This window comes from Caballeronia sp. LZ024 (assembly GCF_031451455.1).
GTDB lineage: Bacteria > Pseudomonadota > Gammaproteobacteria > Burkholderiales > Burkholderiaceae > Caballeronia > Caballeronia telluris.
Map to the genome: position 1 here is coordinate 183,098 of NZ_JARUXL010000002.1, position 24,669 is coordinate 207,766.

21 protein-coding genes and 2 pseudogenes are annotated in these 24,669 nt (G+C 64.9%); 13 read left to right on the forward strand and 10 right to left on the reverse strand.

The window, feature by feature from the left end; all coding sequences use genetic code 11:
• Window position 1: 1 nt before the first annotated feature.
• From QCE48_RS16265 to QCE48_RS16295, 7 genes are all read right to left on the reverse strand, one after another.
• A complete protein-coding gene (locus QCE48_RS16265; RefSeq protein ID WP_309784869.1) occupies window positions 2-1,579 on the reverse strand; it encodes a DHA2 family efflux MFS transporter permease subunit in 1,578 nt (525 codons plus the stop codon).
• Window positions 1,576-2,697, reverse strand: a complete 1,122-nt coding sequence (locus QCE48_RS16270) for an HlyD family secretion protein (RefSeq protein WP_309784870.1) — start codon at window positions 2,695-2,697, stop codon at window positions 1,576-1,578. Before QCE48_RS16270 ends, QCE48_RS16265 begins: the two co-directional genes overlap by 4 nt.
• Before the next feature lie 238 nt (window positions 2,698-2,935).
• Entirely contained in the window at window positions 2,936-3,745 is an 810-nt protein-coding gene (locus QCE48_RS16275; protein WP_309784871.1) for an alpha/beta hydrolase, read from the reverse strand.
• Window positions 3,746-3,808: 63 nt separating this feature from the next.
• Complete coding sequence (locus QCE48_RS16280; RefSeq protein ID WP_309784872.1) at window positions 3,809-3,946, reverse strand: DUF3563 family protein; 138 nt, start codon at window positions 3,944-3,946, stop codon at window positions 3,809-3,811.
• A 316-nt stretch (window positions 3,947-4,262) separates the two neighbouring features.
• Window positions 4,263-4,514 carry a hypothetical protein gene (locus tag QCE48_RS16285; protein WP_309784873.1) on the reverse strand — a complete coding sequence of 84 codons (252 nt, stop codon included), beginning with the start codon at window positions 4,512-4,514 and terminating at the stop codon, window positions 4,263-4,265.
• 251 nt (window positions 4,515-4,765) lie between these two features.
• The gene (locus QCE48_RS16290; protein WP_309784874.1) at window positions 4,766-6,589 is read right to left on the reverse strand and encodes a sigma-54-dependent Fis family transcriptional regulator; all 1,824 of its coding nucleotides are present in this window, start codon (window positions 6,587-6,589) and stop codon (window positions 4,766-4,768) included.
• A complete protein-coding gene (locus QCE48_RS16295; RefSeq protein ID WP_309784875.1) occupies window positions 6,586-9,330 on the reverse strand; it encodes an ATP-binding protein in 2,745 nt (914 codons plus the stop codon). The genes QCE48_RS16290 and QCE48_RS16295 overlap by 4 nt, the downstream gene beginning before the upstream one ends.
• 323 nt (window positions 9,331-9,653) lie before the next feature.
• Here QCE48_RS16295 and QCE48_RS16300 point away from each other — a divergent pair, with 323 nt between their 5' ends.
• The 6 genes and pseudogenes from QCE48_RS16300 to QCE48_RS16325 all read left to right on the forward strand — a co-directional run bounded on the left by QCE48_RS16300 (window position 9,654) and on the right by QCE48_RS16325 (window position 15,806).
• Window positions 9,654-10,589, forward strand: coding sequence for a TauD/TfdA family dioxygenase (locus QCE48_RS16300; protein ID WP_309784876.1), 936 nt, complete (start codon window positions 9,654-9,656; stop codon window positions 10,587-10,589).
• Between the two features lie 329 nt (window positions 10,590-10,918).
• Window positions 10,919-11,875: pseudogene (locus QCE48_RS16305) on the forward strand (ABC transporter substrate-binding protein); the annotation flags it as partial.
• Window positions 11,876-11,892: 17 nt separating this feature from the next.
• Entirely contained in the window at window positions 11,893-12,741 is an 849-nt protein-coding gene (locus QCE48_RS16310; protein ID WP_309784878.1) for an ABC transporter permease, read from the forward strand.
• A gap of 10 nt (window positions 12,742-12,751) precedes the next feature.
• Complete coding sequence (locus tag QCE48_RS16315) at window positions 12,752-13,570, forward strand: ABC transporter permease (RefSeq protein WP_309784879.1); 819 nt, start codon at window positions 12,752-12,754, stop codon at window positions 13,568-13,570.
• Window positions 13,542-14,351 (forward strand): ABC transporter ATP-binding protein, encoded by an 810-nt coding sequence (locus QCE48_RS16320; protein WP_309784880.1) that lies wholly within the window; start codon window positions 13,542-13,544, stop codon window positions 14,349-14,351. The genes QCE48_RS16315 and QCE48_RS16320 overlap by 29 nt, the downstream gene beginning before the upstream one ends.
• A gap of 72 nt (window positions 14,352-14,423) precedes the next feature.
• On the forward strand, window positions 14,424-15,806 hold the full coding sequence (locus tag QCE48_RS16325) for an LLM class flavin-dependent oxidoreductase (protein WP_309784881.1): 1,383 nt from the start codon (window positions 14,424-14,426) through the stop codon (window positions 15,804-15,806).
• Between the two features lie 4 nt (window positions 15,807-15,810).
• Here QCE48_RS16325 and uraD read toward each other — a convergent pair whose 3' ends face one another.
• Both uraD and QCE48_RS16335 read right to left on the reverse strand, forming a co-directional pair.
• Window positions 15,811-16,380, reverse strand: coding sequence for a 2-oxo-4-hydroxy-4-carboxy-5-ureidoimidazoline decarboxylase (gene uraD, locus QCE48_RS16330; protein WP_309784882.1), 570 nt, complete (start codon window positions 16,378-16,380; stop codon window positions 15,811-15,813).
• Between the two features lie 106 nt (window positions 16,381-16,486).
• A complete protein-coding gene (locus QCE48_RS16335) occupies window positions 16,487-17,434 on the reverse strand; it encodes a LysR family transcriptional regulator (protein ID WP_309784883.1) in 948 nt (315 codons plus the stop codon).
• 383 nt (window positions 17,435-17,817) lie between these two features.
• Between QCE48_RS16335 and QCE48_RS16340 the strand changes: the two genes are divergently transcribed.
• The 7 genes and pseudogenes from QCE48_RS16340 to QCE48_RS16370 all read left to right on the forward strand — a co-directional run bounded on the left by QCE48_RS16340 (window position 17,818) and on the right by QCE48_RS16370 (window position 24,526).
• Window positions 17,818-19,170, forward strand: coding sequence for an MFS transporter (locus QCE48_RS16340; protein WP_309784884.1), 1,353 nt, complete (start codon window positions 17,818-17,820; stop codon window positions 19,168-19,170).
• Window position 19,171: 1 nt separating this feature from the next.
• Window positions 19,172-19,695, forward strand: a pseudogene (locus QCE48_RS16345) (hydroxyisourate hydrolase).
• A gap of 16 nt (window positions 19,696-19,711) precedes the next feature.
• Window positions 19,712-20,050, forward strand: a complete 339-nt coding sequence (gene uraH, locus QCE48_RS16350; protein WP_309784885.1) for a hydroxyisourate hydrolase — start codon at window positions 19,712-19,714, stop codon at window positions 20,048-20,050.
• Between the two features lie 216 nt (window positions 20,051-20,266).
• Window positions 20,267-20,986 carry a FadR/GntR family transcriptional regulator gene (locus QCE48_RS16355; protein WP_309784886.1) on the forward strand — a complete coding sequence of 240 codons (720 nt, stop codon included), beginning with the start codon at window positions 20,267-20,269 and terminating at the stop codon, window positions 20,984-20,986.
• Between the two features lie 104 nt (window positions 20,987-21,090).
• Window positions 21,091-21,858, forward strand: a complete 768-nt coding sequence (locus QCE48_RS16360) for an SDR family oxidoreductase (protein ID WP_309784887.1) — start codon at window positions 21,091-21,093, stop codon at window positions 21,856-21,858.
• A gap of 83 nt (window positions 21,859-21,941) precedes the next feature.
• Window positions 21,942-23,234 (forward strand): MFS transporter, encoded by a 1,293-nt coding sequence (locus QCE48_RS16365; protein WP_309784889.1) that lies wholly within the window; start codon window positions 21,942-21,944, stop codon window positions 23,232-23,234.
• A 44-nt stretch (window positions 23,235-23,278) separates the two neighbouring features.
• Entirely contained in the window at window positions 23,279-24,526 is a 1,248-nt protein-coding gene (locus QCE48_RS16370; protein ID WP_309784890.1) for an enolase C-terminal domain-like protein, read from the forward strand.
• Window positions 24,527-24,548: 22 nt separating this feature from the next.
• On the opposite strand, the gene QCE48_RS16375 is transcribed toward QCE48_RS16370, so the two are convergent.
• On the reverse strand, window positions 24,549-24,669 hold a 121-nt coding region (locus QCE48_RS16375), incomplete at its 5' end, for a 4Fe-4S dicluster domain-containing protein (RefSeq protein ID WP_293046220.1).

The following is a 24,669-nucleotide window of genomic DNA, read 5'->3' on the forward strand; positions in this document are numbered from 1 at the left end:
GTCAGTGCCCTCCTCCCTGCCCCGATGCCTTGGCCGGCGAAAAGAAGAACGCGAGCGGCACGAACATGAAAGAGAAGATCGCGCACGCCGAGAAGACGTCGAGATACGCGAGGATCGTCGCCTGCGAGACGAGCGTCTTGTACATCTGGCCGGTCGCCGCCGTGAACGCCTGACTCATCGTCTGCCCGCTGTCGATCAGCGTGCGCGCGATGCGCTGCACGGAGTCGTTATACGGCTGGTTCAGCGGCGTCAGATGTTCGACCATATGCGCCATGTTCGCCTGCGTGCGCTCGCGAATCGCGGCGGTCGCGAGCGATATGCCGACCGACCCCGACACATTGCGAAACATCGTGAAGAGCGCGGACGCATCGTTGTTCATCGACTTCGGCAAGGTCAGATAAGCGAGCGTCGTAACCGGCACGAACAGGAAGCCGATGCCCGCCGACTGCGCGCTGCGCATCATCATGAGCGTGCGATAGTCGACGTTCGGCACGAGGTGGTGCGAATACAGCATCGCGCATCCCATCACGATGAAGCCGAATGCAACGAGTACGCGCGTCTGAACGATCGGCATCAGCTTGCTCACGATCGGTATCAGGAACACGATCAGTAGCGCTCCCGGCGAGAGAACGAGCCCCGCCAGCGTCGCGGTATAGCCGAGCTGCTGCTGCGCGAGCTGCGGAATCAGTACCGCGCTGCCATAGAGAATCGACGCGAAGCCCACGATCGCCAGTGACCCCAGCGCGAAGTTGCGGTCCTTCATGACGCGCAGGTTCACCACGGGCTTCTTCGCATAGATCAGCCAGACCGTCGCGCCGATGATCCCCACGGCCGCGAGCACCGCGAACGTGATGATGAAATTCGAGTGGAACCAGTCGTCGTCCTCGCCGCGGTCGAGAAACACTTGCAGGCATCCCAGCCCGAGCGCGATCAGGCCGATGCCGATGAAGTCGATGCCCGCATCCTTGCGGCTCTGCTTCTTCTCCCACGGCGGATCTTCGACGAACTGCATCACCGCGATCGTCGTCATCACGCCGATCGGCACGTTGAGCAGGAACACCCAGCGCCAGGTGAAGTTGTCGGTGATCCAGCCACCGAGCGTCGGGCCGAGCACCGGCGCCACGACGATCGCCACGGCCGATATCGAGAACGCGCGGCCGCGCTGTTCGGGCGGAAAGGTGTCGAGGATGATCGACTGCTGGCTCGGCTGCAAGCCGCCGCCGAAGAAGCCCTGCAGAATGCGAAAGACGATCAGTTGCCAGAGGTTCGTCGCGATGCCGCACAGCAACGAACAGACCGTGAAGGCCGCAATGCAGATCAGGAAATAGCGCTTGCGCCCCAGGATCTTCGAGAAGAACGCAGAGAGCGGCAGCACGATTCCGTTCGCGACGAGATACGACGTGAGCGTCCAGGTCGACTCGTCGTAGCTCGCGGACATCGTGCCGGAGATATGCGGCAACGCGACGTTGACGATGGTCGTATCGAGCACTTCCATGAACGCCGCGAGCGTGACCACCACCGCGATCAGCCACGGGTTCGAACGCGGCTTCCACTTGGCGTGCGAGGCTTCGTCGCTCATTTCAGCATCACCGTAGGCACGACCGAAAGACCGAGCGGCAGCGGCTGACCTTGCTGGAACCCTTCGTCGATGACGATTTTCACGGGCACCCGCTGCACGATCTTCACGAAGTTGCCGGTGGCGTTCTCGGCCGGAAACGCCGAGAAGCGCGAGCCGCTGCCGAGCTGGATGCTGTCGACATGTCCGCGCAGTTTGAGCGACGGATAGGCATCCACGTCGACGTCGACTTTATCGCCAACCCGCATGCGCTCCAGTTGCGATTCCTTGAAGTTTGCCGTCACCCAGACGCGCGTGGTGACGAGCGTCAGGATCGACGTGCCCGCTTGCAGGAACGTGCCGAACTGCACGTTGCGCTTGGTCACCCAGCCAGCGGCGGGCGCGCGCAACTCGGTGTAGTCGAGGTTCAGACGCGCGGTTTCCACCTGCGCTTCGGCCTGGTGAACCTGCTGGCGCCGCTCGTCGACTGCCGCCTGCGCCTGCGCGATCTGCTGCGGCACGAGGCTCGCGGTTTTCACCTGCGCCTGGGCCTGCGCGACGTTGGCCCGCGCGCTCTTCTGCTGCGCGGTGGCCGTGTCGATGTTCTGTTGCGAAGTCGCGCGCACGTCGACGCTGCGCTGGCGCTCGTATGCCGAATTCGCCTGCGAGAGGTTCGCTTGCGCGGTCTGCTCTTGCGCCTTTGCCTGCGCGAGCTGCGCCGGATATTGCACGCGCGCGACTTCGAGTTGCACTTCGGACGCGTGCAATTGCGCACGCGCGAGGCCCAGTTGCGCGTTCGCCTGATCGAATTGCGCCTGGTAATCGCGCGGATCGATCTTGATGAGCAGGTCGCCCTTATGCACGAACTTGTTGTCGTCGATATTCATCGCGACGACATAACCCGACACCTTCGGCGCGATGGTGACGGCGTCGCCGTCCGTATAGGCGTCGTCCGTGCTGACCTGGTTGCGCGTCGCGAACCACCAGATCAGCGCGCCGATCGCGAGCAGGACCGCGACGATCCCAAGGATGATCAGCGGCTTCTTGCCCGGCCCCTTGCCCTGTTCATCCTTGCCGTCGCGCTTTTCGTCCGTCGGCTTCTCATCGTCTTTGGGGCTTTCAGATTCGTCGTTCTCTGACATCGGCTCTGACTCACACAAGGGAATCCGCGCGGGATTGCGTCGCGGGCGGGACGTCGGCGTAAGGCGCCACGGCAAACGCCAAGGCGTAGCACGTACCGTTCCCAATGTGCAGGTTGCTGCGGAAATACCGCTGTGTGCGATTGAAGGGTCGTTCGCTGTTTCGCTAACTGGGACGGCGGCATGTACGGCAAGGCCGCCGCGAAGCGGCTGGACGATTCAGCGCATGGCCGGGACAATCTCAGCCCATCGACTCCGACTGCACGATATGCTGCGCGATCGTCGCGTTGACGATTTCGGCGTGCGTGAGCGGCCCCATATGCCCCGCGCCTTCGACAATCGCGAGACGTGCCGCTGGCAACAGCATCGGCAACCGCTCGGCGATCGCTCGCGTCGGGACGGGCGCGTGCTGTCCGCGCATGATCAGCGCGGGCACACGCAAACTCGCATACGCACTCGTGGGTGTGCGTTCGTCGAGCAGCGCGCGGAAGTCGAGCGGCGCCTTCGGCGCCCAGCGCGTGAGCGCGGCCTGCACCGAGGGCCGCAGCGCTTCCCATGCGCCGCGGCCGCCCCAGTAATCGACGAACGAAGCCGCGGCGCCTCGATAGTCGCCTGACGTCACGCCGTCGGCGGTGCACTTCGAGATCGCGACGATTTCCGCCAGCGCGTGCGCTCCGTGCGCGCCCATCGTCTTCAGCAGATGAAACGCCGACGGCTCGTAGAGCGTCAGGCTGGCGATGCGCTCCGGCCGTTCGACGGCGGCGCGCAACGCCACGCCGCCGCCATATGAGTGTCCGACGAGATGCACCTTGCCGCGCGAGGCGTCGATGATGCCGACGGTCCGCGCGGCTTCGTCGGCGAGCGTGAACGCGCGCTCGCCGCTCCAGGGTCCCGTGCTGTCGCAGCCGTAGTGCTCGGGCGCGACGAACGCATGGCGGGAGCCTAGCGTCTCGTTGAGCTTGCGCCACTGCGCTGCTCCCGAGCCGGAGCAATGCAGGGCGATCACCGTCGTCGGGGATGGGAGAGCTTGCGATGCGATGGCGTTGTTCATGTCACTCATGGGACTCGAAGGTTGTGCGCGTGGACTTCACTCATGGTCAAACGACTTGCCGTTTCAGTGGTTCGTCTCCATCGAACGCATGCGGCGTTCGAGTTCGCCTAAGTCGACGGCGGCCCCGAGGTACGTGTCGCGACGGCTGTGTTCAGCGCGTTCCAGCGTCTTTTTAAGCAAGAAATAAAGGTAGACGAACATGATGTCCTCCGACTGCGGCCTGGTCGATTGCGTGTCGGCACAAACACGCGCGACACATGGATTCCAGGCGGGCATCCGGTGCAGGTCATCGGGGTTCGATGGCTGGCAGTCCGCGCGACGGCTGGACGCTTCACAACGCAGAGTCCATGCCAGATTGCGGCGAGCCTTGTCTGGCGGACTCTCGAAGGTTTTGACGGGATGCTGAAGCGGCGACGTGTCGTCACGCGGCCAACGGGTTTTTCAGCGATAGTCGGGCGGTGGCAAACACGTATGCCGGCTTGCTTTCAGCGACGTGCGATATATGTATGCGCTCCGCTTAGAAGTCATCGGTCACCTGCGCAAACGCGGCACCCGGATTCGCATGCGCCGCCGGCCGGATCGCGTGCCAGATGCTGCCGACCCCGTTGCCGTTCACGTCGCCCGGCTTGCGGTCGCCCGCGTAGAAGTGCTCCGGCCCGGCCACGTAGGCGGTCATGCCGTCGATCGACGACAACAGGTCGGTCCCCGGAACGGCGCCGATCAGAGTCAATCCCGCGACTGCCGCGCCGACACACATCGATTTGCTCATCACACACTCTCTCTCGAATCGGATTCACGATGAACGCAAGCGGCGCCCGAATCGAAACAACGCGTTTTGCGAGCGCCTCCTAATGCGAGAGACGTGCCAGGTGCATGCGCGAGAACGGCATGCATCGCCGTCGGCCTTATGACGCGAGGGTCCGCTTCGATGCGAGGCACCGCGCCGCTACTGCGGGCACGCTCACGCGGGGCCTTGCGTTCACGGCGGTCTTCGGGGAATTCACGATATATCGGGAACCTTCAGCCCGTCTTGCGATTGATGGCGAGGCGCTTCATGCGCGATTCGAGTGTCGTGGGCTTCAGTCCGAGCCGCTCGGCGGCTCCCGACTTGCCGCTCACACGCCAGCCGGTTTCCTCCAGCACTTTGAGGATATGAAGCCGCTCCGCTTCTTCCAGCGTCACCGCGCCCGTGCCGTCGCGTGCCGGCTCCGTTGCGGCCGGTGTCGTCGATGTCGGTGGCGCGGCGGGGGCCGCGTCGCGGAACCAGTCGCCCAGTGCCAGTCGCGCGCCTTGAGTCAGGATCACCGCGCGCTCGATCACGTGCTGAAGTTCGCGCACGTTGCCGGGCCATCGGTAGTTTTCGAGCACGGCCAGTTGCTCATTCGAGATCGCGTCGATGTGCTTGCCGTACTTCGTCGCGAAGCGCCGCACGAAATGCGCGGCGAGCGCCGCGATGTCCGCGCGGCGCTCGCGCAACGGCGGCAGCGCAACCGGAAAGACGTTCAGGCGGTAAAAGAGATCTGCACGAAAGCGACCGGCCGCGGCTTCGTCGGCGAGACTGCGGTTGGTCGCCGCGACGATGCGCACGTCCGCCTTCTGCGTGCGCGTGCCGCCGAGACGCTCGAATTCGCCGTCCTGCAACACGCGCAGCAATTTCGCCTGGAGATCGAGGGCGAGCTCGCCGATTTCGTCGAGGAAGAGCGTGCCGCCGTCGGCGAGTTCAAAGCGCCCGGCCTTGCGCGCCAGCGCGCCCGTGAACGCGCCTTTTTCGTGTCCGAACAATTCGCTCTCGATGAGACTGGCCGGCAGCGCGGCGCAATTCAGCTTCACGAACGGCCGGCTCGCACGCGGACTCATGCGGTGGATCGCGTGAGCGATCAGCTCCTTGCCCGTGCCCGTCTCGCCGCTCACGAGCACCGATGCGTCCGTACAGGCGACCTGCCGCACCTGCTCCATGACCTGACGCAATCCAGCGGGCCCGATGAGTTCCTCCGTCGCCTGTGCTTCGCGCAATTCCTCTCGCAGGCACCGGTTCAATCCGCGTAGCTGTCCGACTTCCGCCTCCGCTCTCCTGCGCTCTTCGATGTCGCGCAGGATCAGCGTGTAGATCGCCTGACCCGTGGCTTCGGCCCATGAAAGCGTCGCTTCGATCGCGAACGACTCGCCATCGGCGCGTAAGGCGCTCGATCCCTCGGGCACCCAGACGGGCGCTTGCGGACGTTGTCCGAGCATGTAGTCGCCGAGCAATCGGCAAAGCGGCTCAGAAAGAAAACGGTGGCATGGCTTGCCGAGCGCTTCATCGGCGACGCAGCGGAACACGCGCTCTGCCGCGCGGTTGAACAGCGTGACGCGGCCGGCTTCGTCGAGCGCGATGATGGCGTCCATCGCCGATTCGATGATGCGCGAGAGCCGGTGCTCGCTCTCCTTGAGCCGTGCCGCGAGCCGTCTGAGTTCGAGATGCGTGCCGACGCGCGCAAGCACTTCCTCGTGCTGGAACGGCTTCGTGATGTAGTCGACGGCGCCCAGTTCGAGGCCCCTCACCTTGTCGACGGTATCGGTCAGCGCGCTCATGAAGATCACTGGAATGTCGCGGGTCGCGGGGTTCGCCTTGAGACGCGCACAGGTGGCGAAGCCGTCGAGTCCGGGCATCATCACGTCGAGCAGGATCAGATCGGGCGCGGCGTACTCGATCGCTTCGAGCGCGCTCTCGCCGTCCTCCGCGACCGACACCGAAAAGCCGTTGGCGCTCAGCAGATCGAGCAGGATCGACAGATTGGCCGGAATGTCCTCGACCACGAGGATCAGCGGCCGTTGGTCCGCAGCGGTGGGGAGGGTGCGCTTCATGGCTCGTCTGCGAGACGCTTCAGCCATCGGCGCAGTTCTTTCATGCGATAGGCTTCGCCGAGCTCGCGCAAGTGCGCCGCGAACGGCGCATGCGCGTGATCGCGGCGGGCCAGCTCGTTCGTCTCGTGCATCAACTGCCTGACATCACCGCGTGACGCGAGATCGAGCAGCCGCCGAAGGTCGGCGGACGGCGGTATGGCGACGATCTCCGCGCGCTCCGGCTCGGGCTCCTCGCTATCGCCGGCGGCATAAAGCACAGTGAGACCAAGACGCGCGCACAGCAGTTCGATCAGCCTCTCCTGCCGAAACGGCTTGGGAACGAATTCGTCGGCGCCCGACTCGATGCAGCGCGCGCGGTTATGTTCGAACGCGCTCGCGGAAATGGCGAAGATGATCGTGCCGGAGAATTCGGGCAGCGCGCGGATGCGGCGGGTTGCCGCCAGTCCGTCCAGGCGCGGCATGCGCATGTCCATCAGGATCGCATCGGGCCTGATGAGCATGGCTTCGTCGATGGCGGCTTCGCCGTCCGCCGCTTCGTGAACGTCGAAGCCCAGCGGCGCGAGCAGGTCGCGAAGCAGGCCCCGTCCTTCCGCCTCGTCGTCGACCACGAGAACACGCCGGCGCTCCCCTGCGATGCCCGTCGCGATCCGGGCCGCGGCCATCGGCGGCTCTGCCTGGGCCGGCGGCACCTCCAGTTCGAACCAGAAGCGGCTGCCTATGTGCGGCGTGCTCTCGACCTGAAGCGCGCCGCCCATCAGATGCACGAGCCGCTTGCTGATGGCGAGCCCGAGCCCGGTTCCGTCGATCACCGTCGCCGGGTCGCGGACCTGATGAAACACGTCGAATATTTCAGACAAATGTTCCGGCTGAATGCCAATGCCCGTGTCTTCGACAAGAAAGCACAAGCGCTCTTCGTTCAGCCCCGTCTTCAGTACGATGCCGCCCTGCTGCGTGTACTTGATCGCGTTATCGAGGAGATTCATGAGCACCTGTCGCAGACGGCGCTCGTCGCCACGGATCACGCGCGGAATGTCGGACCACTGCGCAGTGGTGAAGGAAAGCCCCTTTGCTTGCGCACGGCTTTTCATCATCCCGGCGATGCTCGCAAGCAAGCGATTCAAATCGAAGTTGTCGGCCACGACGTCCAGCGTGCCGGCCTCGATCTTCGCCATGTCGAGAATTTCGTCGATGAGCCCAAGCAAATGTTCGCCCGACTGCTGGACGATCGTGAGCGCCTTGCATTGCCGCTCGTTCAGTTCGGCCTCGCGCCGCAGGAGCTGCGCATAGCCGAGCACGCTATTGAGCGGCGTGCGCAACTCGTGGCTCATGTTGGCGAGGAATTCGGACTTCGCGCGGTTCGCCGCCTCGGCCGCCTCCTTCGCGCAGTTCAACTCCGACTGCGCGCGCTTTCTCTCGCTGATGTCGATGACGCTTCCCCGCACCAGCCGGCGCGCCGCGTCGGGCAGGCGCACGAGCCTGACCTCGCAGGGAAAGAGCGCGCCTGCCGTGTCGACATGCCACCATTCGAATACCGGCACGCCGCCCGCGAGCGCCTCCTCTACTTTTTCGCGCGCGGCCTCGCGCGACAGTCGTCCGTCGGGCTGCCGCTCCGGGCTCAACTCGACGGGACCGATGCGCAAAAGCGCGTCACGATCGCGGCCATAGAGCCGCGCAGCCTGCTCGTTCGCTTCGACGAAGCGCAGCGTGTCGACGTCGAGCAAGGTGATCGCGTCGGGCGAATAGGCGAGCATCGTGGAGAGCCGCTGCTCGCTCGCGCGCAGTGCCTGCTCGGTGCGCATGCGTTCGCCGATGTCGATGACACTGCCGCGGACCAGCCTGCGCGTTGCATGCGGCAGGCGCACGAGGCGGATCTCGCACGGCACGAGCGCGCCCGATGCGTTCAGGTGCATCCACTCGAAGACGGGCGTGCCGCCATCGAGCGCCCGGCCAATCATCTCAAGCCGCGCCTCGCTGGAAATACGCCCGTCGGGCTGACGCTCCGGGCTGAGTTCCACCGGATCGACCGAAAGCAGCGCGTCGCAATCGCGGCCGAAAAGGCGCGCGGCCTGCGCGTTGGCCTGCACGTAGCGATCGGCGTCGGCATCGAAGACTAGGATGGCATCCGGCGCGTATGCGACGAGTGTCGCAAGCCGCTGCTCGCTTTCGCGCAGCGCTTCCTCGGCGCGTCGGCGATCGTCGCGCTCGACGGCAAGCGCAATCAGGTTCGCAAGCGCGATGCCGAACAGGCGGTCTTCCGGCGTCCACGGTGTAGGCGGCCCGACCTGCTCATGGCACAGCACGCCGTCGATCCGGCCGTTCAGATAGACCGGCGTATCGAGCATCGCGGTCACGCCGAGCGGCGTGAGATAGCTGCCCGAGAATTCATGCGTGCGCGGGTCGGCATGGGCGTCGTCGACGACGATGGCGTCGCTTGTCGCGAGTGCTTCGAAGTAGGCGGGATATAGCTCGGCCTGCAATTGCGCGCCGCCGCTGTGCCGGTCGACGCTCGCCTCGTAGAGATCGAGGCAGAGGATCGCGGAACGCGTGTGCGTGTAGCGCCAGAGGCTCACACGCTCGACGCACATCAACTGCGCGGCCGTCTCCATGATGTACCGGATCGTCTGTTCGAGATTCTCGTTCTGGTACACGTCGATGCGGGTCAGCGCGGCGAGCGCGGCCTGCCGTTCGAGCAGGCGCTCGCGCTTGGGACGCAGTGTGGAGAGTGGCCCTGGAGTCGTCACCGTCGTTCCTCTGAGGCTCTGGACACGGCACCATGCGGCGCACGATGCCGTCATCGCGGTGCCGAAGCTACTCTACACCGCTGAAAAGCGTTTGACATGTGATGTCACCGCATCGAAAGCGATGGTTGCCGGCGGCTTCGTAGCAGGCGCTTAGTACATGCGTCGGTGGCTGCGCCCCGCCTCATATGCGATCGACTCGCGGCATGAAAAGTAAAGTCGAATCTCTTCGTTGGTCCGGGTCGCAGGGAATGCTTCAATGCATCGATCGCGGAAAGTCTTCCGCGCACGATCACCCAGAGCAACCGACCCACACGGAGATCCGCATGACCGGTACAGCCACCCTTTCGCATCCGTCAACCGAGCAACAAGCGCCCGCGCAGACGGAACTGCATGTCCGTCCGATCGGCGGTCGCGTCGGCGCCGAGGTACGCGGTGTCGCGCTCGGCGCCGAGCTCGACAGCGCCATCATCGCCGACATCAACGCTGCGCTGCTTCAGCACAAGGTGCTGTTCTTCCGCGGCCAGTCGCATCTGGACGACGCCGCTCAGGAAGCCTTCGCCGCGCGCTTCGGCGAGACCGTCGCGCATCCGACCGTGGCCTCCGTTGCGAGCGGCAGCCGCCTGCTCGAACTGGACTCGAAGCACGGCACGCGCGCGAATTCGTGGCATACGGACGTCACCTTCGTCGACGCCTATCCGAAGATCTCGATCCTGCGCGGCGTCGTGATCCCGCCCGCGGGCGGCGACACCGTGTGGGCCAATACCGTCGCGGCTTACCAGCATCTGCCGCAGCCGTTGCGCGACCTCGCCGACACGCTGTGGGCCGTGCACTCGAACGCCTACGACTACGCGGCGACCCGCTCGACGCCCGCCACCGACGCCGAACTCGCGTATCGCGAGCAGTTCACCTCGACGCTCTACGAGACCGAGCATCCGGTCGTGCGGGTGCATCCGGAGACGGGCGAGCGCAGCCTCGTGCTCGGGCACTTCGTGCAGCGTTTCGTCGGCTTGTCGCAGCGCGATTCGGATCGCCTGCTCGAACTCTTTCAGGACCACATCACGCGTCTGGAAAACACCGTTCGCTGGCGCTGGACGCAGGGCGACGTCGCGATCTGGGACAACCGCGCGACGCAGCACTACGCCGTCGCCGATTACGCCGACGCGCATCGCGTCGTGCGCCGCGCGACCGTGCACGGCGACGTGCCGGTGAGCATCGACGGCCGCACGAGCCGCACGGTCACGCGCACGGTGCGTTCCTGATTCGCCTGCCCGGACGCTCGTCCGGGCCCTCCCGTACTTCCCTGCATACACGATGACACTGCGACTTCTACTCAAGACGCTGACGGCGACGCTCGGCGTCATCGCGAGCGCAACTGCGTTCGCCGCCGCGCCGGGCGTCGTCAAGATCGGCGTGGCGCAACAGGGCGCGGGGGGGGCGCCCCCGGGGGGGGGGGGGGCCCCCCCCCCCCCCCCCCCCCCCCCCCCCCGCGGGGGCGCCCCCCAAGCCCCCCGCCCCCCAGGGGGAGTGGGGATATTAAAAGGGGGCGGGGGCGGGGGGGGGGGGTTTATTTCGGGGGGGGGGGAACGGGGGGGGGGGCGACCCGCGGGTTTTGGGGGTACCCCCCGCCGCGACCGCGCAACTGCAACATCGCGTCGAGGACGCCCTCAAGGCCGACGGCACCAAGGTCGAATGGATCTTCTTCAAGGGCGCGGGTCCGGCCGTGAACGAAGCGCTCGCCAACAAGCAGATCGACTTCGCCTACCAGGGCGATCTGCCCGCCGTGCTCGGCCGCGCAAACGGGCTCAAGACGCATCTGCTGGTGGCGTCGAACGTGCGCGCGGGCGTGTATCTCGCGGTGCCGCCGGATTCCGACATCAAGGGCGTGAAGGACCTTAAAGGCAAGCGCGTGGGCATTTTCCGCGGGACCAACCTGCAACTCGTCGCCGATAACGTGCTCAAGGCAAACGGTCTCACCGAGCGCGACCTGCGCGTGATCAACCTCGATTCGGCGGCGGCACAGGCGGCGCTGGCATCTAAGGGCGTGGATGCGGTCTTCCTCGACTACAACCTCTTCAAGCTCCAGCGGCAAGGGCTTGCGAAGATCGTCTATGCATCGCGCGACGGCGGCCTGCAACTCACGCGGCAAGCGCATCTGCTCGTGCTGGAAGACTTCGAGCGCGCTCACTCGGAGACCGTGCAAAAGGTGGTGACGTCGGTCGTGCAGGCGTCCCAGTGGTCCTCCGATGAAGCCAATCGCGATGCACTGTTCGAGCTGTGGTCGAAGAGCGGTGTGCCGGCGCAATCGTGGCAGTCGGAGTATGCGAACCAGCCGTTGAAGGATCGCAGTTCGCCGTTGATCGATCCGTTTCTGGTCGCGCGCTACCAGGCCGTCGCCGACGACGCGCTGCGTCTGAACCTGATCCGCCAGCCAGTGAGCGTGAACGGCTGGTTCGAGCCGAAGTACCTCGACGAAGCGCTCAAGACGCTCAAGCTTCAGGCTTACTGGCCGCGCTTCGATGCATCGGGCAAGCCGATCGCATCCTGACCTACGGAGATTCGACCATGACGAACGGTTTCGCACGTAGTTTCGATCCCGCAGTCGACGTCGGCGTGCATGGCGCACGAACGCCGGCGCGCGGGTCGCGGTTGAACGCGGCGCGCACGGCCGGCTGGGTGGCTCTGCCCTGGCTGCTGCCCGCGCTGTGCGCCGTGCTCTGGACGCTCGGTTCCCACTACGGCTGGATCTCGGCGCAAGTGCTGCCGCCGCCCGCGCTCGTCTTCGATACGCTCGCCGCGATGATCCGCAGCGGCGAATTGTGGATGCACGTCGGCGCGAGCCTGTCGCGCGTCGCCGTGGGATTCGGCGTGGGCGTGGCGCTCGGTCTGCTGCTCGGCGGCGTGCTCGGGCTGTCGCGCACGGCGGAGGCCTACGTCCTTCCCGCGTTCAACGCGATCGTGCAGGTGCCCGTGCTCGGCTGGCTGCCGTTTCTGATGATCGTGGCCGGAATCGGCGAACCGCTGAAGTACATCCTCATCGCGCATGCCGCGCTCGTTCCGGTCACGCTCGGCACGTTGCAAGGCTTTCGCCAGACGCCGGACGCCTACCGGGAAGTCGCACGCGTGTTCCGCTTCACACCCTCGCAGACGATTCGCTCGGTGATCCTGCCCGCCGCCGTGCCCGTAATCGGCACCAGCGTGCGGCTTGCGTTCACGAAGGCGTGGCTCACGCTCGTGGTCGTGGAACTCGTCGCATCGTCGGAGGGACTTGGCTACCTGATCGTCTACGGACGGCAGTTGTTTCAGCTCGATCTCGTGCTGGCCTCGGTGCTCGTGGTCGGCGCGATCGGGTATGCGGCCGACCGCTTGCTGACCGTCGTCGAAGCACGGCTGCAACGCGGCAACGCGCACTAAGGAAGACCTCATGGCCGACACCTCACTCGAACTCGAAGCCGGACGCGCGCTCGGCACTGGTCAACCTTCAGGCCGATGGCGCGGCTGGGCACTGCCCATCGCGGCCCTCGTCGCGTGGTGGTACGTCTCGCGCAACGCAGGCGGCACGCACGGCATTCTGGTGTCGCCCGCGCAGGTGTGGCACACAGCGATCGACCAGGCCGAAAGCGGCGCGCTCTGGCGCGCATTGTCCGCGTCGCTCGCGCGCGAGCTGACCGGCTTTGCGATCGGCACGGCGGCGGGCCTTGCGCTCGGCGCGCTGCTCGGCGTCTCCAAGCTCGCAAACCGCGCCATCGGCCCGAGCTTCAACACGTTCAAGCAAGTGTCGCTGTTCGCGTGGATCCCGCTGATCTCCGTATGGTTCGGTCTCGGTGATGTCGCGAAGGTCGTGTTCCTCTCGCTCGCGGCGCTCGTGCCGGTGGTCGTGCATACGAGCGACGGCATCCGCGCGGTCCCGCCCGCGTTGCTCGAAGTCGCCCGCGTGTTCCGCTACAGCAAGTGGCAGACGGTGGCCCATGTCGTGTTGCCTGCGGCGTTGCCGTCGGTGTTCACCGGCATCTACCTCGCGCTGATCTATTCGTGGCTCGCGACGCTCGGCGCCGAGTATCTGCTCGTCGCGGGAAGCGGGATCGGCAATACGCTCGTCGATGGCAGCGAGCAGTTCCGCATGGATCTCGTCGTGTTCGGCGTCATCGTGATCGGCGTGACGGGCTGGGCGCTCAACGCGCTCGCGCGCGCCATTCAGCGGCGCTGGTTCACTCATGCGCACCACGCGCGTCAAACGCAATAGGAGCTTCATCGTGTCGACCGTCATCCAGCATTCCGACAGCAGGCTCGACCTGCGGCAAGTAGCCAAGCACTTCGCAGGGGACGCCGCCGAGCGACCCGTGCTCGACGGCATCGACCTGTCGATTGCAAGCGGCGAGTTCGTGAGCATCGTCGGCGCGAGCGGCTGCGGCAAGTCCACACTCCTGCGCCTCATCGCCGGACTCGACAGCGAATTCGACGGCGCAATCGACTTCGCCGGCCAAGCCGTGCGCACGACCGATCTCGCGCGCGGCATCGTGTTCCAGGAACACCGTCTCTTTCCGTGGCTCGACGTCGAACAGAACATCGCCATTGCGCTCAAGAATGCGCCGCTTTCACGCGACGAGAAACGGCGCGCGGTAGAAGAGCATGTCGCGCTCGTCGGCTTGAGCGGCTTCGAGCATCACTTCCCGCACCAGTTGTCGGGCGGCATGGCGCAGCGCGTCGCGATTGCGCGCGGGCTTGTGAACCGCCCACGCCTGCTCCTGCTCGACGAACCGTTCGGCGCGCTCGACGCGCTCACGCGCGCGCGGCTTCAGCGCGAACTGCAACGCATCTGGGAACACGAGCGGATCACGATGGTGCTCGTTACGCACGACGTCGACGAAGCCGTGTTTCTTGCCGACCGCGTCGTGGTGATGCGGGCGCGGCCGGGGCGGATCGGGCGAGTGCTCGACGTCGGACTGGCGCGGCCGCGCGATCGCAGCGATACGCGGTTCGTCGCGTTGCGCGACGAGATCCTCGGGGAACTGGGGCAGTTGTAGCGCGATGCCGTCTCGCGGAACGAACGCTAAGTCAACGAACAACGAAACGCTTTCAACGGACCTGAAGATACGATGAGCCAGAACCAGCAGCATCAAAAGAACAAGCGGCAAATGCATTTGGGCGCGTTCCTGATGGAGACGGGACATCACATCGCCGCGTGGCGTCATCCCGATGCAGAAGCGGGCGGCGGTCTCGACTTCGCGCATTACGCGAAGCTCGCGCAGATCGCGGAGCAGGCGAAGTTCGACGCGATCTTCTTCGCCGACGGCGTGAGCGTGCGCGATACGCACCTGCCCTCGCTGTCGCGCACCGCGCGTGCCGATCACTTCGAGCCGCTCACGCTGTTGTCGGCGCTTTCGGTCGTAACGCGCAACATCGGGCTGATCGCGACTGTCTCGACCACCTTCAACGAGCCGTACAATCTCGCGCGCAAATTCGCGTCGCTCGATCATCTGAGCGGCGGCCGCTCGGGCTGGAACCTCGTGACGTCGAGCACGGAATCCGAAGCGCAGAACTTCAGCTTCGAACAGCATCCCGATCACGCCGTGCGCTATGAACGCGCGCGCGAGTTCTACGACGTCGTGGCGGGCCTGTGGGACAGCTGGGAAGACGATGCTTTCCTCCGAGACAAAGCAAGCGGCGTCTATTTCGACCCGGACAAGCTGCATATGCTCGGCCATCGCGGCAAGCACTTCAAGGTGCGCGGGCCGCTCAACGTCGCGCGCTCGCCGCAAGGCTGGCCGGTCGTCGTGCAGGCCGGCGCGTCGGAGGCCGGCAAGGAGCTGGCCGCGCAGACCGCCGAGGTCGTGTTCGTCGCCCACCAGACACTCGACGAAGCACAGGCGTTCTATCGCGATCTCAAGGGCAGGCTCGCGCGCTATGGCAGGCAGCCGGAACACCTGAAGATCATGCCGGGGATCTTCCCGGTGATCGGCAGGACCGACGCCGAAGCGCGCGCAAAGTTCGATGCGTTGCAAAACCTGATCCATCCGACAGTCGGTTTGTCGCTATTGTCGAACATGTCGGGTGGCGTCGATCTCTCGCAGTATCCCGTCGACGGGCCGTTGCCCGACCTGCCGGAAACCAACGGCGGCAAGAGCCGGCAGCGGCTGCTGTTCGACCTCGCGCGGCGCGAGAACCTGACCATACGCGAGCTGTATCTGCGCATCGCGGGGGCGCGCGGTCATCAGCAGGTGGTCGGCACGCCGGAGCGCATCGCCGACCAGTTGCAGCAGTGGTTCGAGGAAGAAGGCGCCGACGGCTTCAACATCATGTCGCCGTGGCTTCCAGGAGGACTAACTGAATTCGCCGAACTCGTCGTGCCGGAACTTCAGCGGCGCGGACTGTTCCGCACCGAGTATGAAGGCACCACGCTGCGCGATAACCTCGGCTTGCCGCGCCCCGCCAACCGATACGCTGTCGCAAGTCAGGCGCGCGCGGTCGCCGGGCGCTGACGGCTCATGCCGATCGAACGGTCGCGCCGTCGCGTTCACCGGCCGTCGATCGGCGCATTGTCTTCAGGCGCTCGTCGAGGCGCCTGCGCGTGATCGCCGCGATCTGCGCCAACGCCTCATCCCTCTCTTGTTGCGTGTCGCGTCCAATGCGCCTTTCGAGCGCAGCGAAGATGCCTTCGCGCGTGTAGTGCCGCACGCAGATGATGAACGGAAAGCCGTGCCGCGCGAGATAGGCCGTGTTCAGGCGGTCGAGCGCGGCTTCCTGCTCGGCCGTCATCGCGTCCAGTCCGGCGCTCTTTTGCTCCGCATCCGAATCCAGCGTCATCGTGCCTGCGCGAACATTGGCGCCGGAAAGCAGCGGATGCAGGTTCAGAAAATTGCACTGACCCTTCGCATCGAGTCCGCGTATCACGTCCATCATCGCGTCATGCAACGCGAGCGCCGACGCGAACGGCCGCCGTTCCCACGCGCCGCGAGCCGCTCGCGGAAAGTGCTCGAACACGCTTTCGAACATGCGAAGAAACGTTGCGTGGTCGAGCGCGTTGAGCGGCGCAAGATCGATCGACTGTGACATGGAGTGCTCCCGAATGCGTGAATGACGACGCACCGAGTATAGAAAGCACACGCGCGCTGAGCGAGAAGCACGCCCTTATAAGCCACATAGCAGAACCCGATAGCGTCTACCCGCGCGCCATGTCGCGCAGATCGCGCAACTCCTGCGCCGCCGCCGTCAGCATGCCGCGCAGCCAGGCGTGCGAGGCCGAGCGATGCCGCGACGGATGCCACAACTGATAAAAGCGCATGAACGGAAAGTCGATGGGCGGATCGAGCACCGTCACCGGCAGATATCGCGCGTGGTAATTGGCGAAGTGGCGGCCGGTCGTGAGGATCAGGTCCGTGCCTGGGATCAGGCTCGGCGCGAGATTGAAGTACGGGCAGCTCACGCGATTGTCGCGGTGCACGCGCAGGGTGCTGAGTCCCGTATCCACGACGCCGCGCTGGTCGCGCGAATAGGGCGTCGGCACGATGTGCGACGCGCTCAGATACGCTTCCGCGGTGAGCTTGCCAGGCTGCGCGTGAACGCTGTCCTCAGCCACGACGCAGACCACATCGTCTTCCAGCAGCACGGACAGATGCAGATGCTCCGGCGGATTCGGCCAGTTGCCGATGACGATATCGGGCGACCCTTCCGACAGCGCCTGTTCGTAGTTGAAACTCGCGGATAGCGGCACGGCGACGAGCCGCGCGCGCGGCGCCGCACGGCGGAACTCGCGCACCACATGGGCGAAGAACGGCGGCGCGAGGTAGTCGGGCATCCCGACCGTGAAAGTCTGCTCGGTGTTGGCGGGATCGAAACGATCGTCCGAGACGAGCAGATTGTCCAGCGCGCCGAGCGCGTGCTGCGCGCTTTGCGCCAGTTGCAGCGCGCGCTCGGTCGGCACCATTACGTTCTTTTCGCGGGTGAGCAGCGGGTCGTTGAAGATGTCGCGCAGACGCTTGAGCGCGCTGCTGATGGCCGGCTGCGACTGGTTCATGCGAATCGCCGTGCGCGACACGCTGCGCTCGGCGATGAGCGTGCACAGCACGCGCAGCAGGTAGGTATCGAAGGGATCGTCGGCGCGATTCATGGTGAGTCCCGGGTTCGGATGAAGCGCCAGCGTAGCGGGCGCCGCCTGCCAATTTTGACGTTGTAACGTGTCGGAGACAGCAGGGCAACGGGGCGAAGCCAAATTGCGTCCGCAGAATTTCTGCACGGCGACGGTGCACGGACCCGAACGGACCGCCCAAGGGTAATCCATAAGCCGGAAAACACGCTCGACGCAAGTCCGCAAAGCCGCACGGCGTAAGGCTTTGCAGCCCATATTCAGCTTGCTATCGGGCCTATTCAGCGCCCCGCCGTTCCCAATTGTTTTTGCATTTCTATACTTGCCTCCAATCGAACGCACGGCCGCCGCCGCACTCTTCCCGGCGTCCCGGTCAGGCGCCGTCAACCGACTGTAGAGGACACACCATGTCGATCATCAAAGAGGCCATGCCGGCGTTCCCCGACGTAGCGGACGACGGGCAAACCAGCAGAGAGGCGAGTGCCTATCGCAAGGTTTCCTGGCGGCTGCTGCCGTTCCTTGGCGTGCTGTGGGTGCTGGCCTGGCTCGACCGTGTGAATATCGGCTTCGCCAAGCTGCAGATGCTCGATTCGCTGCACTTCTCCGAGGCGGTCTACGGCCTTGGCGCGGGCATTTTCTTTCTCGGCTATTTCTTTTTCGAAGTGCCGTCGAACATGCTGCTGCAGAAGATCGGCGCCAAGAAGACCATCATGCGCATCACGATCTGCTGGGGCGTGATCTGCATGCTGCAAACCACCGTCTCCACGCCGACCCAGTTCTACCTGCTGCGCTTCCTGCTCGGCGCCTTCGAGGCGGGCTTCTATCCGGGCGTGATTCTCTACCTCACCTACTGGTATCCGTCGCAGCGGCGCGCCAAGGCCTTCGGTACCTTCATGTCGGCATCCGCTATCGCTGGCGTGCTCGGCGGGCCGCTCGCAGGCTGGATCATGACCTCGATGGGCGGCTTTCACGGCATGCACGGCTGGCAGTGGCTCTTTATCCTGGAAGGCATTCCGTCCGTGCTGGCCGGCGTCTTCGCGTGGTTCTACATGACCGACAAGCCGGAGCAGGCTCGCTGGCTCACCGCCGATGAAAAACGCGTGGTGCTCGACGCCCTGCAACGCGACAGCGCCGCGATGGGCGAGCGCGGTCACGACTGGCGCACGCTGCTCACCAACCGCAAGGTGTGGCTTCTCATCGCGATCTTCTTCTGCCTGCTGTGCGCCAATTCCACGCTGACCTTCTGGATCCCGACCATCATCAAGGACGTCGGCTTCGCCACGCCGATGGTCGTCGGCTGGATCGCGGCGGTGGCCTATCTTTGCGGCGCGATCGGCATGATCGTCAACGGCGCGCGCTCCGACCGTCGCAACGAAGTCCGCTGGCACTTCAGCGGCCCGGCGATTGCAGGCGGCATATCGATGGCCGCGCTGGCCGTGCTGATGGGCGTAGAGGGGCTGCCGTCCGTCATTTCGCTCGTCGCGATGACCGTGGCGCTGGTGGGCACGATGAGCGCCATCCCCGTGTTCTGGCAGTTGCCGAACCGTTACCTGGCGGGCAGTGCGGCTGCGGTGGGCGTGGCTTTGATCAATTCCGTCTCCAACCTCGCGGGCTTCGGCGCGCCCTACGTGATGGGACTCATCAAGAACACCACCGGCAAGGTCACGACCGGCCTTTACCTCGTGGCGATCATCGAAGTGCTGGCCGCGGTGCTGGTGCTCGCCGGCATCCGCAAGCTCGGCAACAAACACGAGGCCTGACATGAGCGACAACCCGACGCTTCCCCTCTTCGATGCCCGCCGTCGCCGCTTTGCGCTGCAATCCGTGGCGCTCGGAGGCGGTGTCCTCTTGGTCGGAGCCGCCCGGGCGGCCGGAACGGAAACCGCGCCCGTCCCGAACCAGACCTCGGGACCGGTGCAGCAGGACGGCCTCGACCCGCGCCTGACCATGCACGCGCTCGACACCTGGCACGGCACCCCTGCTGCCGGCATGCGCGTGGACGTGTTCCGCATCGAAGACGGGCAGGCGAAGCACATCGAGACCGTGAAACTGGCCGCGAGCGGTCGCAGCGAACCGCCGCTCTTGATCGGCGACGCCTACCGCGCCGGCACCTATGAACTGCTGCTGCACGTCGACGAATACTTCGCCGCACGCAAGGCCGAACTTCCGCAGCCGCTGTTTCTCTCGAAGATCCCGCTGCGCTTTCGCGTCACCGACGTCACTCAGCGCATCCATCTGCCCGTGTTGTTCGGGCCTGGAGCTACAACTACTACCGCGGTAGCTGAAACCAGGAGACACACGATGGCCGCAGGCATCACCACCCACGTTCTCGACGTATCGCTCGGCAAGCCCGCTGCCGGCATGCAGATCGAACTGTTCGACATGAGCATCCAGCCGCCGATGCTCATTGCCCGCACCCGGGCCAATCGCGACGGTCGTACCGACGCCCCCATCCTGCCCGCCGCGCAGGCGCGCGCCGGCGACTTCGAACTGCGGTTCTGGGTGGCGGACTACTTCCGCACGCCGGACGTGTTCGCCGATGTCGTGCCGGTCCGCTTCACCGTCGCGGATGCGGCGCAGCACTATCACGTGCCGCTGTTGTGCTCACCCTGGAGTTTCGGGACGTATCGGGGAAGCTGATCTGGCCTCGCCGCTGCGGCCATCGAACGCGACGATGCGTCGTTCGATGGCTGCGCCAGCCGGTCCAGGCGCTCGCCTGCGCGAAGCCTACCGCCCCTCCGCTCCCTTCGACTTACTTCCTTCCCGCCTGACGCGCCTCCGGGTCAACCCGCATTGCACCGGCCGAACTGCACGTTTATCTTTCTACATCATACGTATGACCTAGAGAGATAAACCGTGGCTACCTTGCATCGACAGGTTCTCAACCAGATGGGCGAGCAAATTTGCTCGGGCAAATTCGCGCCGGGCGACATCCTCCCGGCCGAACCCGTGCTCGCCGAGCAAATGCAGGTGAGCCGCATCACGATCCGCGAGACGATGAAATCGCTGTCCGCGAAAGGCATGCTCGAGGTCCGGCGTCGCTACGGCACGGTCGTGCTGCCGCGCTCGCAGTGGCAATTGTTCGATCCGGACGTCATCACCTGGCGCGCGCGGGCCGGCACGCTGGACCCGGGGCTCATCGAAGACCTGATGGAGTTGCGGCTGATCATCGAGCCGAGCGCCGCGAGACTTGCCGCGAAGCGCGCAACCGACGACGACCGCATCGCGGTGCGGCGCGCCTTCAAGGCGATGGAGCGCGCCGTCGCGGGCCACGGCGAGTACGTTCCCGCCGATCTCGCCTTCCACGGCGCGATCCTCACCGCCTGCCACAACCAGTTCGTGCAGCAGATGCAGAACGCGCTCTCCGCGATCCTGCGCACGAGCTTCGAACTCAGTTCCGAAATCGAAGGCGGTCCCGCACGTTCGCTGCCGATGCACGAGGCGCTGTGCGTCGCGATCGAGCAAGGCGATCCGGTGGCGGCCGAGGAAGCGGTCCTCACGCTGATCCGGCGCGCGGAGAAGGATTTCGAGGACCGCGCGGCGGTCGATCGGACCGTCAACGAAAAGCCCGTCTGAGCGCATAGCGAAACACGCACTGCATCACGACATCGCGACCGCCCGGGCGGCCGCGCGGGGCGCACTCGCGCCCGGATTCTGAAGAACATGGCAAAGGAACCCACATGACACATTTATTCGATCTAAGCGGCCGCACGGCGCTCGTCACCGGTTCGGCAAGAGGCATCGGCTTCGCGCTGGCCGAGGGTCTCGCGACCGCAGGCGCGAGCGTGATCCTGAACGGCACGCGCGCCGACACCGTCGCCGAAGCCGCCGGCCGTCTGCAGAGCCGCGGCCTGCAAGCGCGAGGCCGCGCGTTCGACGTCACCGACGAACAAGCGGTCGCGCAAGCGTTCGCGCAATGGGACAAGGACGGCGTGCAAGTCGACATCGTCATCAACAACGCGGGCATCCAGTTTCGCAAGCCGCTCGTCGAACTCGAACTCGCCGACTGGCAGCGCGTGATCGACACCAATTTGACGAGCGCGTTCATCGTCGCGAAAGAGGCCGCCCGACGCATGATCGCGCGCGGCACGGGCGGCAAGATCGTCAACATCGGCTCGCTCACGAGCGAGTCCGCCCGCGCGACCGTTGGCGCCTACACGGCGGCCAAGGGCGGCATCAAGATGCTCACGCGCGCGATGAGCGCCGAATGGGCGTCGTCGAACATTCAGGCGAACGCGATCGGTCCGGGCTACATCCTCACCGACATGAACCAGGCACTCGTCGACAACGCCGCCTTCGACGCGTGGGTGAAGAGCAGCAATCCCTCGCAACGCTGGGGCAAGCCCGAAGAACTCGTAGGCACGGCGGTGTACCTGTCGTCGCAGGCGTCGAGCTATGTGAACGGCCAGATCATCTACGTCGACGGCGGCTGGCTCGCCGTGCTCTGAACTCAAGACTTCGCGGGCACAAGAACAACATCCCGCGCTCAACCCCTCGTCGGCAGCAACCGCAGCAACGATCCGGAGACATCATGGAAAGCGTCAAACCCGTAGCACCCCAGAGATGGTGGTATCTGATGCCGATCATCTTCATCACCTACAGCCTCGCCTATCTCGATCGCGCGAACTACGGCTTCGCAGCGGCCGCAGGCATCGACAAGGATCTGGGCATCACGCACGGGATGTCGTCGCTGATCGGTTCGCTGTTCTTCCTCGGCTATTGTCTCTTTCAGGTGCCCGGCGCAATCTACGCGCAGCGCAACAGCGTCAAGAAGCTGATCTTCTTCAGCCTGATCCTGTGGGGCCTGTGCGCGGCCGCGACCGGCATGGTCAGCAACATCCCGATGCTGATGGTGCTGCGCTTCGTGCTCGGCGTAGTGGAAGCGGCCGTGATGCCGTCGATGCTGATGTACATCAGCCGCTGGTTCACACGCAGCGAACGCTCGCGTGCCAACACGTTCCTGATCCTCGGCAATCCGGTGACGGTGCTGTGGATGTCGGTCGTGTCAGGCTATCTGGTGCACAGCTTCGGCTGGCGCGAGATGTTCGTGATCGAGGGGCTGCCGGCGATCGCCTGGGCGATCGTGTGGTGGTTCACGGTGAAGGATCGTCCCGCCGATGCGCCGTGGATGAGCGAAGCCGAGAAGACCGAACTCGACGCACGCCTGAAGGCCGAGCAGGCGCACATCGCACCGGTGCGCGATTACAAGTCGGCGTTCCGCTCGTCGATCGTGATCAAGTTCTGCGCGATTCACGCGCTCTGGAGCATCGGCGTATATGGCTTCATCATGTGGCTGCCGTCGATCCTCAAGCAGGCGTCCACGATCGACATCGTGTCGGTCGGCTGGCTCGCCGCCGTGCCATATCTCGGCGCGATCATCCTGATGCTGCTCGCTTCGTGGCTCTCCGACAAGACGCACAACCGCAAGCTCTTCGTGTGGCCGCTGCTGCTCGTCGGCACCATCGCGTTCGTCGGCTCGTACCTGCTCGGCAGCACGCATTTCTGGCTCTCGTTCGCGCTGCTGGTTATCGCCGGCGCAACGATGTACGCACCCTACGGACCGTTCTTCGCGCTCGTGCCCGAACTGATCCCGAGCAACGTGCTCGGCGGCGCAATCGGCCTCATCAATGCGTGCGGTGCGCTGGGCGCGTTCTGCGGATCGTGGGTCGTCGGCTATCTGAACGGCGCGACCGGAAGCCCCGCCGCTTCGTACATGTTCATGGCAGGCGCCCTGCTGCTGTCGGTCATTCTGATGATCACCGTGCCCGCGCGTTCGGACGAACGCTCCAAGGACGATGCACGGCTCGCCGTGGGCCGCACGTAAGCAGCAACGATTGCGGACAACCCTATCTTCTTTGCAGGCATCACATGGCAACCCTCATTACCGATGTAAAGATCATCCTGACCGCGCCGGAAGGCATCAATCTGATCGTGGTGAAAGTGGAGACGAACCAGCCCGGTCTCTACGGGCTCGGTTGCGCGACGTTCGCGTACCGGCATGTCGCGGTGAAGTGCCTGATCGAGGAATATCTGCGGCCGCTTCTGATCGGGCGCGACGCCGATGCGATCGAAGAGCTTTGGCAGTTGATGCATCAGAACGCTTACTGGCGCAATGGCCCGATCGAGAACAACGCGATCTCCGGCGTCGACATGGCGCTATGGGACATCAAGGGCAAGCTGGCGAACATGCCGCTCTATCAGCTATTCGGCGGCAAGTGCCGCGATGGCGTGCCGATCTATCGTCATGCGGATGGACGCGACCTGAACGAACTGTGCGAGAACATCCAGAAGTATCGCGAGCAAGGCATCACGCATATCCGCTGCCAGACCGGCGGCTATGGCGGCGCCGGCTTTGGCAAAGCGCCGTCGGGCGCGCCGCAAGGCGCACTCGATGGTGTGTATCTCGACAGCCGCAAGTACATGCGTGACACGCTCAAGCTGTTCGACGGCCTGCGCAGCAAAATCGGCTTCGATGTCGCGCTGTGTCACGACGTGCATGAACGTTTGAAGCCTGTCGAAGCGATCCGGTTCGCATGCGAACTCGAGCCCTACGACCTCTTCTTCCTCGAAGACGCCATCGCGCTCGAAGAAGGCGAATGGATGCGCCAGCTGCGCGCGAAGACGACCACGCCACTCGCGCAAGGTGAGCTTTTCAACCATCCGTCCGAGTGGCGATACATGATCACCGAGCGGCTGATCGATTTCATCCGCGTGCATCTCAGCCAGATCGGCGGCATCACGGCCGGGCGCAAGCTGCAGATCTTCGCCGAGCAGTTCGGCGTGAGAACCGCGTGGCACGGCCCCGGCGACATGTCGCCGCTCGCGCACGCCGCGAACATTCATATCGATCTTGCTTCGCGCAATTTCGGCGTGCAGGAATGGTCGGGAACCGAGCCACCGAACTTCGTGATTCAGGAACTCAAGGGACCGCGAGCCGCGTTGCTCGATGTGTTTCCCGGCCTGCCTGAGTTCAGGAACGGCTACGTGTATGCAAACGACAAGCCAGGACTTGGCGTCGATATCGATGAAGCGGAGGCGTCGAAGTATCCGTGCGAGAACACCGTCACAACGTGGACGCAGACTCGACTGAAAGACGGTACGTTGCAGACTCCGTGAGCGCGTCGAGAGAGAGCGTGGCTCACATGTTCGGATAGTTCGGTCCGCCGCCGCCTTCGGGCGTGACCCAGACGATGTTCTGCGTCGGGTCCTTGATGTCGCAGGTCTTGCAGTGCACGCAGTTCTGCGCGTTGATCTGCAGG

Coding starts and splice junctions, on each gene's coding strand:
- QCE48_RS16265 (WP_309784869.1), bottom strand. CDS start 1,579: ATGAGCGACGAAGCCTCGCACGCCAAGTGGAAGCCGCGTTCGAACCCG.
- QCE48_RS16270 (WP_309784870.1), bottom strand. CDS start 2,697: ATGTCAGAGAACGACGAATCTGAAAGCCCCAAAGACGATGAGAAGCCG.
- QCE48_RS16275 (WP_309784871.1), bottom strand. CDS start 3,745: ATGAACAACGCCATCGCATCGCAAGCTCTCCCATCCCCGACGACGGTG.
- QCE48_RS16280 (WP_309784872.1), bottom strand. CDS start 3,946: ATGTTCGTCTACCTTTATTTCTTGCTTAAAAAGACGCTGGAACGCGCT.
- QCE48_RS16285 (WP_309784873.1), bottom strand. CDS start 4,514: ATGAGCAAATCGATGTGTGTCGGCGCGGCAGTCGCGGGATTGACTCTG.
- QCE48_RS16290 (WP_309784874.1), bottom strand. CDS start 6,589: ATGAAGCGCACCCTCCCCACCGCTGCGGACCAACGGCCGCTGATCCTC.
- QCE48_RS16300 (WP_309784876.1), top strand. CDS start 9,654: ATGACCGGTACAGCCACCCTTTCGCATCCGTCAACCGAGCAACAAGCG.
- QCE48_RS16310 (WP_309784878.1), top strand. CDS start 11,893: ATGACGAACGGTTTCGCACGTAGTTTCGATCCCGCAGTCGACGTCGGC.
- QCE48_RS16315 (WP_309784879.1), top strand. CDS start 12,752: ATGGCCGACACCTCACTCGAACTCGAAGCCGGACGCGCGCTCGGCACT.
- QCE48_RS16320 (WP_309784880.1), top strand. CDS start 13,542: ATGCGCACCACGCGCGTCAAACGCAATAGGAGCTTCATCGTGTCGACC.
- QCE48_RS16325 (WP_309784881.1), top strand. CDS start 14,424: ATGAGCCAGAACCAGCAGCATCAAAAGAACAAGCGGCAAATGCATTTG.
- uraD (WP_309784882.1), bottom strand. CDS start 16,380: ATGTCACAGTCGATCGATCTTGCGCCGCTCAACGCGCTCGACCACGCA.
- QCE48_RS16335 (WP_309784883.1), bottom strand. CDS start 17,434: ATGAATCGCGCCGACGATCCCTTCGATACCTACCTGCTGCGCGTGCTG.
- QCE48_RS16340 (WP_309784884.1), top strand. CDS start 17,818: ATGTCGATCATCAAAGAGGCCATGCCGGCGTTCCCCGACGTAGCGGAC.
- uraH (WP_309784885.1), top strand. CDS start 19,712: ATGGCCGCAGGCATCACCACCCACGTTCTCGACGTATCGCTCGGCAAG.
- QCE48_RS16360 (WP_309784887.1), top strand. CDS start 21,091: ATGACACATTTATTCGATCTAAGCGGCCGCACGGCGCTCGTCACCGGT.
- QCE48_RS16365 (WP_309784889.1), top strand. CDS start 21,942: ATGGAAAGCGTCAAACCCGTAGCACCCCAGAGATGGTGGTATCTGATG.
- QCE48_RS16370 (WP_309784890.1), top strand. CDS start 23,279: ATGGCAACCCTCATTACCGATGTAAAGATCATCCTGACCGCGCCGGAA.